The organism is Paenibacillus sp. B01 (genome assembly GCF_009649995.1).
GTDB lineage: Bacteria > Bacillota > Bacilli > Paenibacillales > Paenibacillaceae > Paenibacillus_O > Paenibacillus_O pasadenensis.
In genome coordinates, this window is the sequence record NZ_CP045802.1 from 3,273,767 (window position 1) to 3,288,098 (window position 14,332).

12 protein-coding genes are annotated in these 14,332 nt (G+C 64.4%); all 12 read right to left on the bottom strand.

Annotated elements, in window-relative coordinates; all coding sequences use genetic code 11:
* Nucleotides 1-39: 39 nt before the first annotated feature.
* Nucleotides 40-771, bottom strand: a complete 732-nt coding sequence (gene ymfI / locus GE073_RS14085) for an elongation factor P 5-aminopentanone reductase (RefSeq protein WP_052332921.1) — start codon at nucleotides 769-771, stop codon at nucleotides 40-42.
* A 14-nt stretch (nucleotides 772-785) separates the two neighbouring features.
* Nucleotides 786-2,090, bottom strand: coding sequence for an EF-P 5-aminopentanol modification-associated protein YfmH (yfmH, locus tag GE073_RS14090; protein ID WP_101809223.1), 1,305 nt, complete (start codon nucleotides 2,088-2,090; stop codon nucleotides 786-788).
* Between the two features lie 5 nt (nucleotides 2,091-2,095).
* Complete coding sequence (gene yfmF / locus GE073_RS14095) at nucleotides 2,096-3,367, bottom strand: EF-P 5-aminopentanol modification-associated protein YfmF (RefSeq protein WP_101809224.1); 1,272 nt, start codon at nucleotides 3,365-3,367, stop codon at nucleotides 2,096-2,098.
* A gap of 157 nt (nucleotides 3,368-3,524) precedes the next feature.
* Nucleotides 3,525-4,337 carry a spore cortex-lytic enzyme gene (gene sleB, locus GE073_RS14100; protein WP_028597376.1) on the bottom strand — a complete coding sequence of 271 codons (813 nt, stop codon included), beginning with the start codon at nucleotides 4,335-4,337 and terminating at the stop codon, nucleotides 3,525-3,527.
* Between the two features lie 63 nt (nucleotides 4,338-4,400).
* Nucleotides 4,401-7,061, bottom strand: coding sequence for an FtsK/SpoIIIE family DNA translocase (locus GE073_RS14105; RefSeq protein WP_153783720.1), 2,661 nt, complete (start codon nucleotides 7,059-7,061; stop codon nucleotides 4,401-4,403).
* A gap of 47 nt (nucleotides 7,062-7,108) precedes the next feature.
* Nucleotides 7,109-7,321, bottom strand: coding sequence for a YlzJ-like family protein (locus tag GE073_RS14110; protein ID WP_153783721.1), 213 nt, complete (start codon nucleotides 7,319-7,321; stop codon nucleotides 7,109-7,111).
* On the bottom strand, nucleotides 7,318-8,088 hold the full coding sequence (locus GE073_RS14115; RefSeq protein ID WP_084136546.1) for a ClpP family protease: 771 nt from the start codon (nucleotides 8,086-8,088) through the stop codon (nucleotides 7,318-7,320). Before GE073_RS14115 ends, GE073_RS14110 begins: the two co-directional genes overlap by 4 nt.
* A gap of 156 nt (nucleotides 8,089-8,244) precedes the next feature.
* A complete protein-coding gene (locus GE073_RS14120) occupies nucleotides 8,245-9,924 on the bottom strand; it encodes a ribonuclease J (RefSeq protein WP_028597379.1) in 1,680 nt (559 codons plus the stop codon).
* Between the two features lie 438 nt (nucleotides 9,925-10,362).
* The gene (gene dapA, locus GE073_RS14125; RefSeq protein WP_028597380.1) at nucleotides 10,363-11,235 is read right to left on the bottom strand and encodes a 4-hydroxy-tetrahydrodipicolinate synthase; all 873 of its coding nucleotides are present in this window, start codon (nucleotides 11,233-11,235) and stop codon (nucleotides 10,363-10,365) included.
* Between the two features lie 87 nt (nucleotides 11,236-11,322).
* Nucleotides 11,323-12,540 carry an aspartate kinase gene (gene dapG, locus GE073_RS14130; protein ID WP_028597381.1) on the bottom strand — a complete coding sequence of 406 codons (1,218 nt, stop codon included), beginning with the start codon at nucleotides 12,538-12,540 and terminating at the stop codon, nucleotides 11,323-11,325.
* 159 nt (nucleotides 12,541-12,699) lie between these two features.
* Nucleotides 12,700-13,287, bottom strand: a complete 588-nt coding sequence (locus tag GE073_RS14135; RefSeq protein ID WP_028597382.1) for a dipicolinate synthase subunit B — start codon at nucleotides 13,285-13,287, stop codon at nucleotides 12,700-12,702.
* Nucleotides 13,284-14,183 (bottom strand): dipicolinate synthase subunit DpsA, encoded by a 900-nt coding sequence (dpsA, locus tag GE073_RS14140; protein WP_028597383.1) that lies wholly within the window; start codon nucleotides 14,181-14,183, stop codon nucleotides 13,284-13,286. Before dpsA ends, GE073_RS14135 begins: the two co-directional genes overlap by 4 nt.
* Nucleotides 14,184-14,332 lie beyond the last annotated feature (149 nt).

Genomic DNA, 14,332 nt, shown 5'->3' on the forward strand with positions numbered 1-14,332 from the left:
AGCTATACGACGATCAGGGCTGGCAAAAGGTTTCAATCTTCAGGTGATCCAGCCGCCGTTCGGGCTGATCACCTGTCCGGTGATGTAGGACGACTCCGGCAGCGACAGGAAATAGACGAGCGAGGCGATCTCGTCGGGCTGGCCGAGCCGCCCCGCGGGAATGTCCTGCTCGAGCTGCTTCAGCTCCTGGGAATCGAAGCCGCCGAGCATTTCCGTGTCGATCGCGCCGGGAGCGACGGCGTTCACCGTCACGCCCGAGGGGGCGAGCTCTTTGGCGAGCGCTTTGGTGAAGGCGTTGACGCCGCCCTTGGTGGCGGAATAAAGCACCTCGCACGAGGCTCCCGCGACGCCCCATACGGACGAGATGTTGATGATGCGTCCCCAGCGGGCGCGGATCATCTCGGGCATGAACAGCTGGGTGCAGAGGAAGACGCCCCGCAGATTGACCGCGGTGACGTCGTCCCATTCGGCGTCGGTCAGATCGGAAAGCAGCCCGTAATGGGAAATGCCGGCGTTGTTGACGAGGATGTCCGGCAGCAGATCCGCTCCGGCCAGCTTCTCGCGCATCCGCTCCAGGCTCTCCCGCGAACGCAGGTCGGCCGAAGCCGTCATGACGCGTCCGCTTCCGAGCGCGAGGCATTCGCGCGCCGTCTCGTTGGCCTGCTCATGCGAGTGAAGGTAATGAAGCGCGACATTCATGCCCTCGCGGGCGAAGCGCCGCGCGATCGCGGCGCCGATGCCGCGGCTGCCTCCGGTGACGAGCACGTTCATTTCATGCAAGGGCTTCAGCTCGGCTCCGCCTCCTGCTCGGCTGTCGGCAGCACGAGCGAGACGGCGAGCTGTCCGAAGTCGAAATGCTCGCGCAGCCGCGCGTTCGCCTGCTCGAGCGTCAGGCTCTCGTAAGCCGGCAGCAGCTCGAACAGATCCTGGCCGCGGAATTTATAGCGGGTGAATTCCCCGGCGATCGATTCCGGCGAATTGAGCATGCGCAGGTAGCTGCCGATCCGCTTTTTCTTCGTGCGCTCGAACGCGGCGGCGTCGAGCCCGGACTGCAGCGCCTCGCCGATCGCCTCCTTGATCCGCTCGACGAGCCGATCCGGATCGTTCGTATCGCCGCCGATGATGCTGAAGCCGTAGTCCGTGCTGCAGTTGTACTCATAACCGAACGAGTCGGAGATGAGATTGTCGTCGTACAGGCTCTGGTACAGCGGCGAGCTCGAGCCGAGCAGCGTCTCGAGCATCAGCTTCGTCGTCACGTCGCGGCGCAGCAGCTCGGCGCTGCCGAGGCCGTTCGTCTTTTCTTTGAAGCCGAACAGGCACTTGGGCAGCGACACCTGCAGCGAGAGCGACTTCAGCGGCTCGCGCACGCCCTGCGGCTCCGGATCGAAGAAGCGCTCGATCTCGCCGATGTCCTCGAAGGACTTGGCCGCCTGGTTGCTCCGGATCAGCTCCATGATCCGCTCGGCATCAATGCCGCCGACGACAAACAGCAGCATGTTGGACGGATGGTAAAACGTGTTATAGCACAGGTAAAGCAGCTCCTTGTCGATCTGGTAGATCGACTCCACGGTGCCGGCGATGTCGATGTGCACCGGATGCTTCTGGTACATCGCCTCGATCAGGCCGTAGTACACGCGCCAGTCCGGATTGTCGCTGTACATGTTGATTTCCTGCGCGATGATGCCCTTTTCCTTGTCGACGTTCTGATCCGTGAAGTACGGATGCTGTACGAAGTCGATGAGGGTCGTCAGGTTGGCCTCGATCTGCTCCGTCGCCGAGAACAGGTAGACGGTGCGGTCGAAGCTCGTGAACGCGTTGGCCGAAGCCCCCTGCGAAGCGAAGGTGGCGAAGATGTCGCCCTGCGGCTCCTCGAACATCTTGTGCTCCAGGAAATGGGCGATGCCGTCCGGCACGCGCGTCAGCGGCTGGCTGCCGCTGCGGAAATGGTTGTCGACGGAGCCGTAGCGGGTCGAGAACGTCGCGTACGTCTTTTGGAAGCCTTCCTTCGGAAGCAGATAGACGCTCAGCCCGTTCGGCAGCTGCTCGTAGTACAGCGTCTCCTCGACGCCGGGGTAATGTAGCTTCTGCATGTCGGCTAGCCCTCCTTTCGGTCGCGCAAAAAGTACACCGTATCCAGCTCGACGCCCTCGGCTACGGATACGATCTGCTCCGGCGTCACCGCCTGCACCGCATCGAGCAGCTCCTGCGCCGTGCGCCGGCGTCCGGACAGGACGCTGTTGAAGTCGAAGGCGATCATCTCGTAAGCCGAATCCTGCAGCTCGCGCAAGGAGTTGACGAGCATCGCCTTGGTCTGGCCGAGCTCCAGCTCCGACAGCTGCCCTTGGCGCATGCTCTCAAGCTGCTCCTTGATGATGGCGACCGCTTTTTCGTAATTGGCGATCTCGATGCCGGACTGGATCGTCAGCAGCCCCTTGTGTCCGTCCATGCGCGAGGAGGCATAGTATGCGAGGCTCTCCTTCTCGCGCACGTTCATGAACAGCTTGGAGTGCGGGAATCCGCCGAGAATGCCGTTGTACAGAAGCGCCGCCGCGTAGGCGTCGTCGCCGTAGGCGATGCCGGTCCTGAGGCCGAGGTTCAGCTTGCCCTGGGCGACGTCGAGCTTCTCGACGACCGTCTTGACCTCGCCGCTGCGCCGGCGGATGTCCGGCGGCCCGTACTCCGACGGACCCGTCGACGGCAGGCGGAACGAAGCCTCCGCCAGCTCGCGCACCTCGTCCAGCGTCGTATCGCCGACGACGTACAGGTCGAGCACCGCCCCGGCCAGCCAGGCGGCATACGCCTCATGCAGGCTCGCCGGATCGATGCCGGGCAGATCCTGCAGCCGGCCGAGCGAGTGCAGCCGGTACGGATCGCCTTCGCACATGATTTCCAGGCAGCGCTCGCCCGCATACCGGATCTTGTCGTTGATGATGCTCTCCAGCTTGCGCGCGAGGGTGCGCTTCTCGCTGTCGACATATTTGGATCGGAACGCTCCGTCCTCCAGCGCCGGCGAGGTCACGGCCTCGCCGAGAAATTTCATCGAGCGCGCCAGCAGGGAGCTGTCCGAGCGGACGAACCGATCGTTGATGACGTCCATGCGGAATTGCACGATCTGCGAGCTGCCGCGCTTGTAGACGTCGAAGCCGAATCCGGCTCCGTACATCTCGTCGAGCTGCTCGCGGAACGCGATCGTCTCCGGAGCGCTCTGCGTGCCGCGGCGAAGCACGAAGGGCGTCAGCGCCGTCTTGGTGACGGTATCCTCCTGCAGAGGAATGCCTGCGAACAGGGAGATTGCAAAAGTCTTGAACCGCTTCGTCGGCAGCACATGCAGCCGGATCCGGCCGGTTGTCGCTTGCTGAAAAGACATGGATGGAAACGCCTCCCGCCATCGCTTATTGGTCGAACTTGCACTTCCGCTTGCTGTCCTTCCATTCTATCCCAAGGCGGCCTTGGCCCGCAAACAGAGAAGGCAACCGGAAGGAATGCCCTCCCGGCTGCCCGTGAGCCGGCGCAGCCGGCTGATGCTACATGCAGAAAATATGCTTGCCGATCGTCTTCACCTGCGGACGGCTCCAGATCCATTTGGAGGTGGCCGTGACCGGATTGAAGTAGTACAGGCAGCCGTCCGAAGGATCCCAGCCGTTGATCGCGTCCTGAACGGCCTGCTTCGCCCGTTCGTTCGGGGTCAGCCAGATCTGGCCGTCCGCGACCGCGGTGAAGGCGAGGTTCTGGAAAATGACGCCGGTGATCGAGTTCGGGAACTCCGGCGACCGCAGCCGGTTCAGGATGACCGCCGCGACCGCGACCTGGCCTTCGTACGGCTCGCCGCGCGCCTCGCCGTAGACGGCGTTGGCCATGATCTTGATGTCGTTGGCGGACAGCCCGAGCTTGTTGGACTTGTCCATCGAGCTGTTGGAAGCGCCGGCCGATCCGGCGGAGCCGCCTCCGGAGGCGCCGCTGCCGCCGCCGCTCGAGCCGCTTTCGCCGCCGGGAAGGTCCGCTGCAGTCGGCTTCCAGCTCTTGGTCGCTTCCCACAGCTTCAGCTTCGTTTTCGGCCCGACGACGCCGTCGGACTTCATGCCGAACTTCCATTGGAACCAGGTCACCGAGTTTTTCGTCTTCGGTCCGAACTGCCCGTCGATCTTGCCTTCGTAGTAGCCGAGGAAGCGCAGGCGTCCCTGCAGCTCTACGACGTCCTTGCCGGACGCGCCCATCTGGAACGTCGCGTTGCTGAATGTCTCGGCCGCGCGCGGAGGCCAGCCTTCCTTAAGCGTATACAGGCTGAGCAAAAGCAGCGTGGCTGCGACCGTCATGACGATCAAACGCATTTTTTTCATGGGGATCTGCCTTTCTGCTACGGGATGTTTAACCGTCCCTAGTATGAGAAAGGCAAGTCCCTTCTATGCATGTTTCTGGTTCGCCTGGAACTGGTCGAGCGTCATCATGACCTCGCGCGGCTTGCTGCCTTCGTAAGCGCCGACGATGCCCTTGGCCTCCAGCTGGTCGATCAGCCGGGCCGCGCGCGTATAGCCGACGCGCATCCGGCGCTGCAGCAGCGAGACGGACGCCTGCTGCGCCTCGACGACGATTTGCATCGCCTGGTCGAACAGCTCGTCCAGATCTTCGCCGTCCCCGCTCTCCCCCGCCTCGTCCAGCTCCGGCACGAGGTCCTCCTTGTACTCCGCTTCAGCCTGCAAGCGGGCGTACTCGACGACGGCCTCCACCTCGCCGTCCGACAGGAACGCTCCCTGGACGCGGATCGGCTTGGACATGCCGACCGGCAGGAACAGCATGTCGCCGCGGCCGAGCAGCTTTTCCGCTCCGACCATGTCGAGGATCGTCCGCGAATCGACCTGGGACGAGACGCCGAACGCGATCCGCGACGGAATGTTGGCCTTGATGACGCCCGTAATGACGTCGACGGAAGGCCGCTGCGTGGCGATGATCAGGTGGATGCCGGCCGCCCGCGCCATCTGCGCGAGCCGCGTGATGCTGTCCTCGACGTCCTTGGCGGCGACCATCATCAGATCGGCGAGCTCGTCGACGATGACGACGATGTACGGCAGCACGGCGTTCGGATTGTCCTGCATCAGGCTGTTGTAGCCCTCGATGTTGCGCGTGCCGGACTTGGAGAACAGCTCGTAGCGCTTTTCCATCTCGACGACGATCTTCTTGAGCGCGAGCGACGCCCGCCGCGGATCGGTGACGACCGGCGCGAGCAGATGCGGGATGCCGTTGTACATGTTGAGCTCGACCATCTTCGGGTCGATCATCATGAACTTGACCTCGTCCGGAGCCGCCTTGTACAAAATGCTCGTGATGATGCCGTTGATGCACACCGACTTGCCGGAGCCGGTCGCTCCGGCGACGAGCAGATGGGGCATCTTGGCGAGATTGCCGACGATCGACTGGCCGGCGATGTCGCGCCCGAACGCGATCGACAGCTTGGACGAGGCGCTGGCGAAGGTCGGCGTCTCCATCACCTCGCGCATCGTCACGACCGCCACCTCGGCGTTCGGCACCTCGATGCCGATCGCCGACTTGCCCGGGATCGGAGCCTCCATGCGGATATCCTTGGCCGCGAGCGCGAGCGCGATGTCGTCGGTCAGGCCGACGATGCGGCTGACCTTGACGCCGGTCGCGGGCTGCACCTCATAACGGGTCACGGCCGGTCCAGGCACGACATCAAGCACCTTCGCGCGGACGCCGAAGCTCTCGAGCGTCGCCTCGAGCTTGCGGCGGGAGTCGTTGTTGATGTCGGTCATGTCCCCCGCCCGCCCGGTCGAGGCGGGCTTGGCGAGCAGCGACAGCGGCGGCAGGCGGTATGGCTTGGCCGTCCGCGCCTGGGCCGGAGCGCCCTCGCCGTCGCCCTCCGGGCCGGCGAGCGCTTCCGACTGCTCCGCCGGATGGACCGCCGGCAGCGGAATCGGAAAGTCGGCCGCATCGTCCAGCAAGCCCGCCGACCGATCGGCAGCTGCCGGCTCCGGCAGCGGTTCCGATTCGGGACGGACGGCGGAGACGGCAGGCGGCAGCGCGGCCGGAAACGGCTGCGCGTCCTCCCAGTCGTCTCCATCGTCGTCTTCCCATGGAGCGGCGTCGCGAGGCGGCTCCGCTTGCCGCCCGCGCAAGGAGATGGACGGCTTGACGGCTGCCTTGGCCTGGCTCAGCGCGGACTCCTCCATCAGCCACTCCTTGTCCGCTTCGCCGGCAGAACCTTCCTGCTCGCCCTCGTCCTTGCGGCTGCCCCAGGAAAAGAAGAGCGAGCGGCTCTTGGCCGCCGGCGCGGCGACCGTGCTGCCGAAGTCGTCGTCCTCTCCGTCGGCGTTGAGCCCGTAGCCCAGATGATCCGGCCCGGCGGAGGCCGCGGCTGCCGCCCCGGCGCCGGTTCCGGCGGCCTTTTTCGGAGCCTTCGGCTTGCGCGGCCGGCCGGCGGCCTTGGCCTGCAGCAGCTTGGCCAGCCGGCCCAGCCGGTCCCGCACGACCCGTCCAAGCTCGACGTACGAGCGGCCCGTGATGAGCATCGCCGAGATGGCGAACATGACGATCAGCAGCAGCTTGGAGCCGAAGTAGCCGAACAGCGTGTAGAGCAGCGAGTATTGGAGCGCTCCGAGATAGCCGCCGCTGACCGAGGCTCCGATCGGTCCTCCCGGATCGGCCTCGGTGCCGTCCGTGAGCAGGCCGTCGCGGATGTCTTGTCCAAGCTGGGCAAAGATGGCCGAGCCGCTGACCAGGTCCGCAGGCGCGAGCTTGCGGTCGATCTCCCCGATCGAGCTCATGAGCGTCAGCGCCATGAGCAGCAGCAGGAAGCCGGTCCTGCGGTACGTCCACCCTTTCGGCCACATCCTCGTCACCATGACATATAGGCCGGCCGCGATGCCGACGAGCGCAAGCGCAAAATGAAACTTGCCCAAAACGAGCGCGAACAGCTTCGTCAGCGACCTGCCGACCGTAGCCTCGCCTGACAAGGCGATTACCGACACCGTTATGAGCAAGATTCCGTAAACCTCGTATTTTAAGTTTTCTCCGAACGTGCGTCTTTTGCGCCGCCTTTTCTTGGCCAATCCTCTCACCTCTGGTTCAGTATTATACCATAGGTGGTGGAATGTTCCTATCGGACGGGCAGCACCGAGCCCGGCTGGAACCTCGGCTCCAGGTAGCATTCCAGCGGGCCGTCGACGATGCGGACGACCTTTCCCCAGCCCGGCTCGAGCGGCTCGAGCTGCAGCAGCACGCCGTCCAGGCGCGCCTCGAGCCAGGGCTCCCGCTCGGCATCCGCTCCGTTCAGGACGAGCTCCAGCGGCATGATCGTGTAGAGGGTCATTGAGGCAGTCCGCCTTCCGCTGCCGGCGCCGCAGCCGTCAGCGGCGCGGCAGGCGCGAACGGCGCCGCAGCCGCGCTTGCCTTCGGCCTGCGCTCCTGGATGAGCCCGTTGAGCGCCGCGAGCGCCTTGCCGAGTCCGCCGACCTCGTCGATCAGCCCATGCCGCACGGCATCCTCGCCGATGACGGTCGTGCCGATGTCCCGCGTCAGCTCGCCCATCTTGAACATGAGCTCCTTGAACGTCTTCTCCTGCACCCGCGAATGCGACGTGACGAAGCGCACGACCCGCTCCTGCATTTTTTCCAAGTATTCGAACGTTTGCGGCACGCCGATGACGAGGCCGTTCATCCGGATCGGATGGATCGTCATCGTCGCCGACTCGGCGATGAACGAACGGTCGCCCGCCACCGCGATCGGCACGCCGATCGAATGGCCGCCGCCGAGCACGAGCGTAACGGCAGGCTTGCTCAGCGAGCTGATCATCTCGGCGATCGCGAGGCCCGCCTCGACGTCGCCGCCGACCGTGTTGAGCACGATCAGGATGCCCTCGATCTTGCTGCTTTGCTCCGCCGCCACGAGCTGCGGGATCAGATGCTCGTACTTCGTCGTTTTGTTTTGCGGCGGCAGCACCATATGGCCCTCGATCTGGCCAATGATCGACATGCAGAACACATTGGACGGGTCCGCGGCCGGCACCGCCATCTGCCCCAGCTGCTGGATCGCGTCGAGCTTCGCCTTGTCGATCGCCGCCGCAGGCTCCGCTTCCATGCGCGCGCCGGTGGATTGCTCGTTCAAGCGTCATCTCCTCCTTTTTCTCCCTTGGATTGCCTGTCTAGTATGAGGCGGGAGGCATCGCCCCATACGCGGCCTTGGGAGCACGAAAAAGCCTGCCTCCGGAATGGAGGCAGGCGGATCGCATTTCAATTATACTTCCATGATGATCGGCAGGATCATCGGGCGGCGGCGGGTCTGCTCATAAAGGAAGCGGCCGAGCGCATCCTTGACGTTGGTCTTGAGCGAAGCCCACTCGTTGACCTTGTCGTTCATGAGCTTGTGCAGCGTCGTCGTGACGATGCGGTTGGCCTCGTCGAGCAGGCCCTCCGACTCGCGGACGTACACGAAGCCGCGGGAGATGATGTCCGGACCGGACTTGATCGTGCCGTCCTGCTTGCTGAGCGTGACGACGACGACGAGGATGCCGTCCTGGGACAGCAGCTTGCGGTCGCGCAGGACGATGTTGCCGACGTCGCCGACGCCGAGGCCGTCGATGAGCACGTTGCCGGAAGGCACCTTGGAGCCTTTGCGGCCGACGCCGCCTTGGAACTCGACCGTATCGCCGATGTCGCAGATGAAGATCTTGTCTGGATCGACGCCGACCGCCTCGCCCAGCTTGGCGTGCTGGCGGAGCATGCGGTACTCGCCGTGGATCGGCATGAAGTACTCCGGCTTGATGAGGTTGAGCATCAGCTTGAGCTCTTCCTGGCTGCCGTGGCCGGATACGTGGACGCCGGAGACGGAGCCCGGACCGTAGATGACGTTGGCGCCGAGGCGGAACAGCTCGTCCACCGTGCGGCCTACGTCGCGCTCGTTGCCCGGGATCGGCGTCGCCGCAATGATGACGGTGTCGCCCGGCAGGATGTCGATCTTGCGGTGCGTCGAGCGGGCCATGCGCGTCAGCGCCGACATCGGCTCGCCTTGGCTGCCCGTGCAGAGGACGACGACGCGGTCGGCCGCCATCTTGTTCACTTCCTCCGGCTCGATGATCATGCCTTCAGGAATGTTGAGATAGCCGAGCTCGCCGGCGATCGTCACGACGTTGACCATGCTGCGGCCGACGATCGCGACTTTGCGCTTGGTCGCCATCGCCGCGTTGAACACCTGCTGGATGCGGTGGACGTTGGACGCGAACGTCGCGACGACGACGCGCTGCTGCGACTTGCGGAAGATCTCCGTCAGCTCGACGCCGACGTTGCTTTCCGAAGGAGTCATGCCCGGACGCTCCGCGTTGGTGCTGTCCGACAGCAGCGCCAGCACGCCGCGCTTGCCGATCTCGGCGATGCGCTGCAGGTCGGCGTACTGGTCGTTGACCGGCGTGAAGTCGAACTTGAAGTCGCCGGTATGGACGATCGTGCCCTCCGGCGTGTCGAGGCAGACGCCGACGGAGTCCGGAATGCTGTGGTTCGTCTTGAAAAAGCTCGCCGTGATCGAGCCGAGTTCTAGCACGGAGTCGGCGTTGATGAGGATGCGCTTCGTCTCGCCGAGCAGGCCGGCTTCCTTGAGCTTGCCCTCGATGAGGCCGAGCGTCAGCTTGGTCGCGTAGACCGGCACGTTCAGGTGGCGCAGCACGTACGGCAAGCCGCCGATATGGTCCTCATGGCCGTGGGTGATGATGATGCCGCGCACTTTGTCGCGATTGTCGGTCAGGTACGTGATGTCAGGAATGACGATGTCGATGCCGAGCATGTCCTCCTCGGGAAACTTCAGGCCGGAGTCGACGACGACGATGTCATTGCCGTATTGGATGACATACATGTTTTTGCCGATCTCGCCTACGCCGCCTAGGGCGAAGACGAGCAGCTTGTCTTGGGGATTCTTTTTGGACAAGGGAAATCTTACCTCCTAATATATGTGAAATAGTTAACGATCGAACGAATCGTGTAAGCCGCGAAACGGCTCGCCGTCCCTCGAGGACGGTCTCCGCAAAGAAGACGGAAGCCGGAGCTCGTGCCGCTCCTGTCGATCCCAAAGCGCCGAACCGCGGCCGGAAAACCGCTTCCATGCGGGGTACGACCAAATACATGCAACGTTATGCACGGATCCACCCATCCGCCGCGCGAATGGGGTCGAAGCCATATTCACTTTGCCGCACCAGTCATTTAGGAATATTATACATGATGCAAAAGATGGAACACAAGCCGAAGCTCAACCCCTTCCGTCCAAGCGCCGGAATTCCGTCCGGAAACGCGCAAAAAAGCCAGCCCCGGCGGGGCTGGCGATGGATAAGTCCGGAATAAATTCAGTGCCGCTGGCAAAGCGAAGGGCTCAGTACCGCTCCAGCAGCCGCTTCAGCGTCTCGGTCTCGGCCTCGTCCGCTTCAATCAATGGCAGGCGCACGCCTCCGACGGGCAGCCCTTTGAGCTCCAGCGCCTTTTTGACCAGCGTCGGGCTCGGAGCCGCGAACAAGCCCTGATACAGCGGAAGCAGGCTCCGGTGCAGCTCGGCCGCTTCGGCCGTGCGGCCGGCGAGGAACGCGTCGATCATCGCTTTCATCCGGCTGCCCGCGATATGCGAGGCTACGCTCACGACGCCGTGAGCGCCGACCGCCAGCGCCGGCAACGCCGCGCTGTCGTCGCCCGTGTAGACGCGGAAGCTGTCCGAGACGCCGCTGATGATCGCGGCCACATACTCCAGCGAATGGCATTCCTTGGTCGCGATGATGTTGGCGACGTCGCGCGCGAGCCGGATCGTCGTCTCCGGACTCATGCTGACGATCGTGCGTCCGGGAACGTTGTACAGCATGACCGGGAGCGAGGTCGATTCGGCGATCGCCTTGAAGTGGCGGTAGAGGCCTTCCTGGCTCGGCTTGTTGTAATAAGGGACGACCAGCAGCGCTCCGTCGACGCCGGCCTGTTCGGCCGCCGCCGTAAGATGGATGCTATGGGCGGTGTCGTTGCTGCCCGTGCCTGCGATGATGCGCGCGCGCCCGGCGCTGCGGGCGACGGCGAAGCGGAACAGCTCGAGCTTCTCCTCGTCGGTCAGCGTCGGCGATTCGCCCGTCGTGCCGCTGATGACGATGCTGTCGCTCTTTTGGACGTCGATCAGCTCGTCGATGAGCTTGCCGGCCGTCTCCCAATCGACCGCGCCCTCCGGAGTGAACGGAGTCGCCATTGCTGTAATCAGTCTGCCATAATCCATGAAGGTACCCTCCTCGGCATAGGCGGCTTCCCGCTCCCGCACCCAGCCCCAATGAATGATAAGTATGCCTGATGGCGATGATTGCTGTCAAAGATGCAGCTCGAACTTGGCGTGCAGCGCCCGCAAGGCGTTGCCCATATGCTCCTCGCGGACGAGCACCCAGATCGTCGTGTTGGAGTCGGCGGACTGCAGAATCGGTATGCTTTGCTCCGCAAGCGCCTCCACGATCTTCGCCATGACGCCGGGCACGCGGTGCATGCCGCCGCCGATGACCGACACCTTGGCGCAGCCGCTCACCGTCTCCGGCTCGAAGCCGAGCTCCTGCAGCACGCGCGTCGCTTTGGGCGCGTCGTCGTCCATGACCGTATACAGCGCTCCGGCCGGCGTGACGTTGATGAAGTCGACGCTGATATGATGCCTCGCCATCGACTGGAACACCTGCAGCTGCGTGTCGGCGATGCCGTCGACGGTGCGGACGGAAATCTGCGTCACGCCCTGCACATGGGCGATGCCCGTCACATGGCGGTCCTTGAGCGGCGACGCGAGGCTGAGCGCGGTCGGCAGGTCGGTGACCAGCGTGCCCTCGTCCTCGGAGAAGGTCGAGCGGACGCGCAGCGGAATGCGCGCCTGCTGGGCGATCTCGACCGCGCGCGGATGGATCACCTTGGCGCCGAGACGGGCCATGTTGCAGATTTCGGCGTAGCCGACGACCGTGAGCGGCTTCGCATCCTTGACGATGCGCGGATCGGCTGTCAGGATGCCGTTGACATCCGTATAGATGTCGACCATCTCCGCCTGCAGCGCCGCGCCGAGCGCGGTCGCGGACGTATCGCTGCCGCCCCGTCCGAGCGTCGTCAGGTCGCCCTGCGCGTCCTGGCCCTGGAAGCCGGTGACGACGACGACCTCGCCCTGCTCCATATGCCGCTGCATCCGCTCCGTGCGGATCTCCTCGATGCGAGCTTCCCCGAACTGGCTGCCGGTCAGGATGCCGGCGCATCCGCCCGTGAGCGCCACGGCGGGAATCGAGCGGGCCGCCAGCGCGCTGCAAAGGACGACGGCCGAAATGATCTCGCCGCAGCCCATCAGCAGGTCGCGCTCCCGCGCGCCGAGCTCGCCCCCCTCTTCCTTGGCGAGCGACAGCAGCGTATCCGTCGCATAGGGATCGCCGGTGCGCCCCATCGCCGAGACGACGACGACGAGCTTATGCCCGGCGGCGCGCTCCCGCTCGATATGGTTCACGACAAGCTCCCTCGTCTGGCGGGTCGCCACCGACGTCCCGCCGAACTTCAATACCCGTACCCCCATTGATGTCATCCCTTCTCTGCCCTTGATGCAAGCAGAACAAACCCGCTTGAAGGCGAGGACCGCGGCCCCCGCCTGTAAAAAAAGCCGCCAGCGTAAAGCTCGCTGCCGGCTGTCTATCGTTGGTGCTTGCAGCGGATCCGGCCGGTCAGGCCGCTCCGCTCACGCCCTCTCGACGAGGACCGGCTGCATCTGCCTGCCCTGCAGGGCATGCTCGCAAGCCTCCATCACCAGGTCCATGCGGGCGACGAGCGAGTTCGGCTTGTTCACCGGATCGTCCTGGCCGAACGGCACGAAGTAGATGTTCTTCGCGACCATGAGCTTGGCGATGTTGGCCATGTTGAGGCCGAGCCCGTCGTTGGTGGAGATGGCCAGCACGACCGGACGGCCGTTGCGCATCTGGGCCTTGGCCGCCATGAGCACCGCTCCGTCGGTCAGCGCGTTGGCGAGCTTGCTCGTCGTATTGCCGGTGCACGGCGCGATGAGCATGACGTCCAGCCGCTTGGACGGGCCGAGCGGCTCCGCCTGCACGACGGTCGAGATGATCTCGTTGCCGGTGATCTCCGTCAGCTGCCGCCTCCACTCCGCCGCCGTGCCGAACCGGGTATCCGTCGTCATCAGGCTCTGCGTGACGATCGGCACCACGTCCGCGCCTGCGTCGACGAACCGCTGAATCTGCGGCATCACTTCGGCGAAGGTGCAGTGGGAGCCCGAAAGCGCGTAGCCGACCGTAAGTCCGTTCCAGTTCATTGTGCATTCCCCCGCGCGCTGATCTCTTCCAAAATCAGCTGAGTGACACAATCCGCTATGATGCGACCAGCGGTCACGGGGGCGACGATGCCGGGCAGTCCCGGTGCCAGAATGGCCTTGAGGCCGCGCTTCTCCGCGAAGCGGAAATCAGTGCCGCCCGGCTTGGAGGCCAGGTCGATGATGACCGCGCGGGAAGGCATTCTGGCTATCATTTGCGCTGTGACTATCATAGTGGGAATTGTGTTAAAAAGCAAGTCGATGTTGCCCGCATGATCCTGCAGATCCCGCGTGTAGAAAGGCTTCGCGCCCATCTCCGCCGCCCTCGCGAACGGCTCGGGACGGTTCACGCCGGCCAGCACGGTCGCCCCCAGCCCCTGCAGCGTGCGCACGAGCGTCAGTCCGGTGCGGCCGAGGCCGAGAACCATGCAGGTCGATCCGTGGATCGTGATGTCCGTATGCTCGATCGCCATCTTGACGGCTCCTTCGGCCGTCGGAATCGAATTCAGGATGGCGACGTCGTCCCGCTCGAACAGCTCGACGAGGCCGAGGCCGTGCTCGCGGCACAGCTCCTTCAGATACGGTCTGGCCATGCCCGCATAGATCGTGGCGTGCTTCGGCAGCCGGGCGAGCATCGCGCCCGTGAGCCGCAGCTCGCTGTCGCTGAAGGCCGCCGGAATGAGGCCGGCGTCGTCGGTGCCTACTGCCGGCAGGATCACCGCATCCGTCTTGTCAAACAGCTCTTCCCGCAGCTCGGAGTCCGAGCTGTCTCCGGGAAGGGTACGAAGCCCGTCGAATCCGGACACCGTAAGCGAAGCATCCAGCTCGGACAGCCTGCGGATGACCTCAAGCTGTCTTGCATCGCCGCCGATCAGCAGCACCTGAACGCCGGTCAGCATGCTGGCGTCACATCCTCTCCCCATAATCGCGTCGTACGGCTTCCTTACGATTCCATCGCAAACGACCGCCCGCCGAAGCCTGCAGCCGTTTTGCCTGGTATAGGGCAGTTTATGCCGCAGGGCGGGCGGGGGTTACTGTCGGGCCGCCG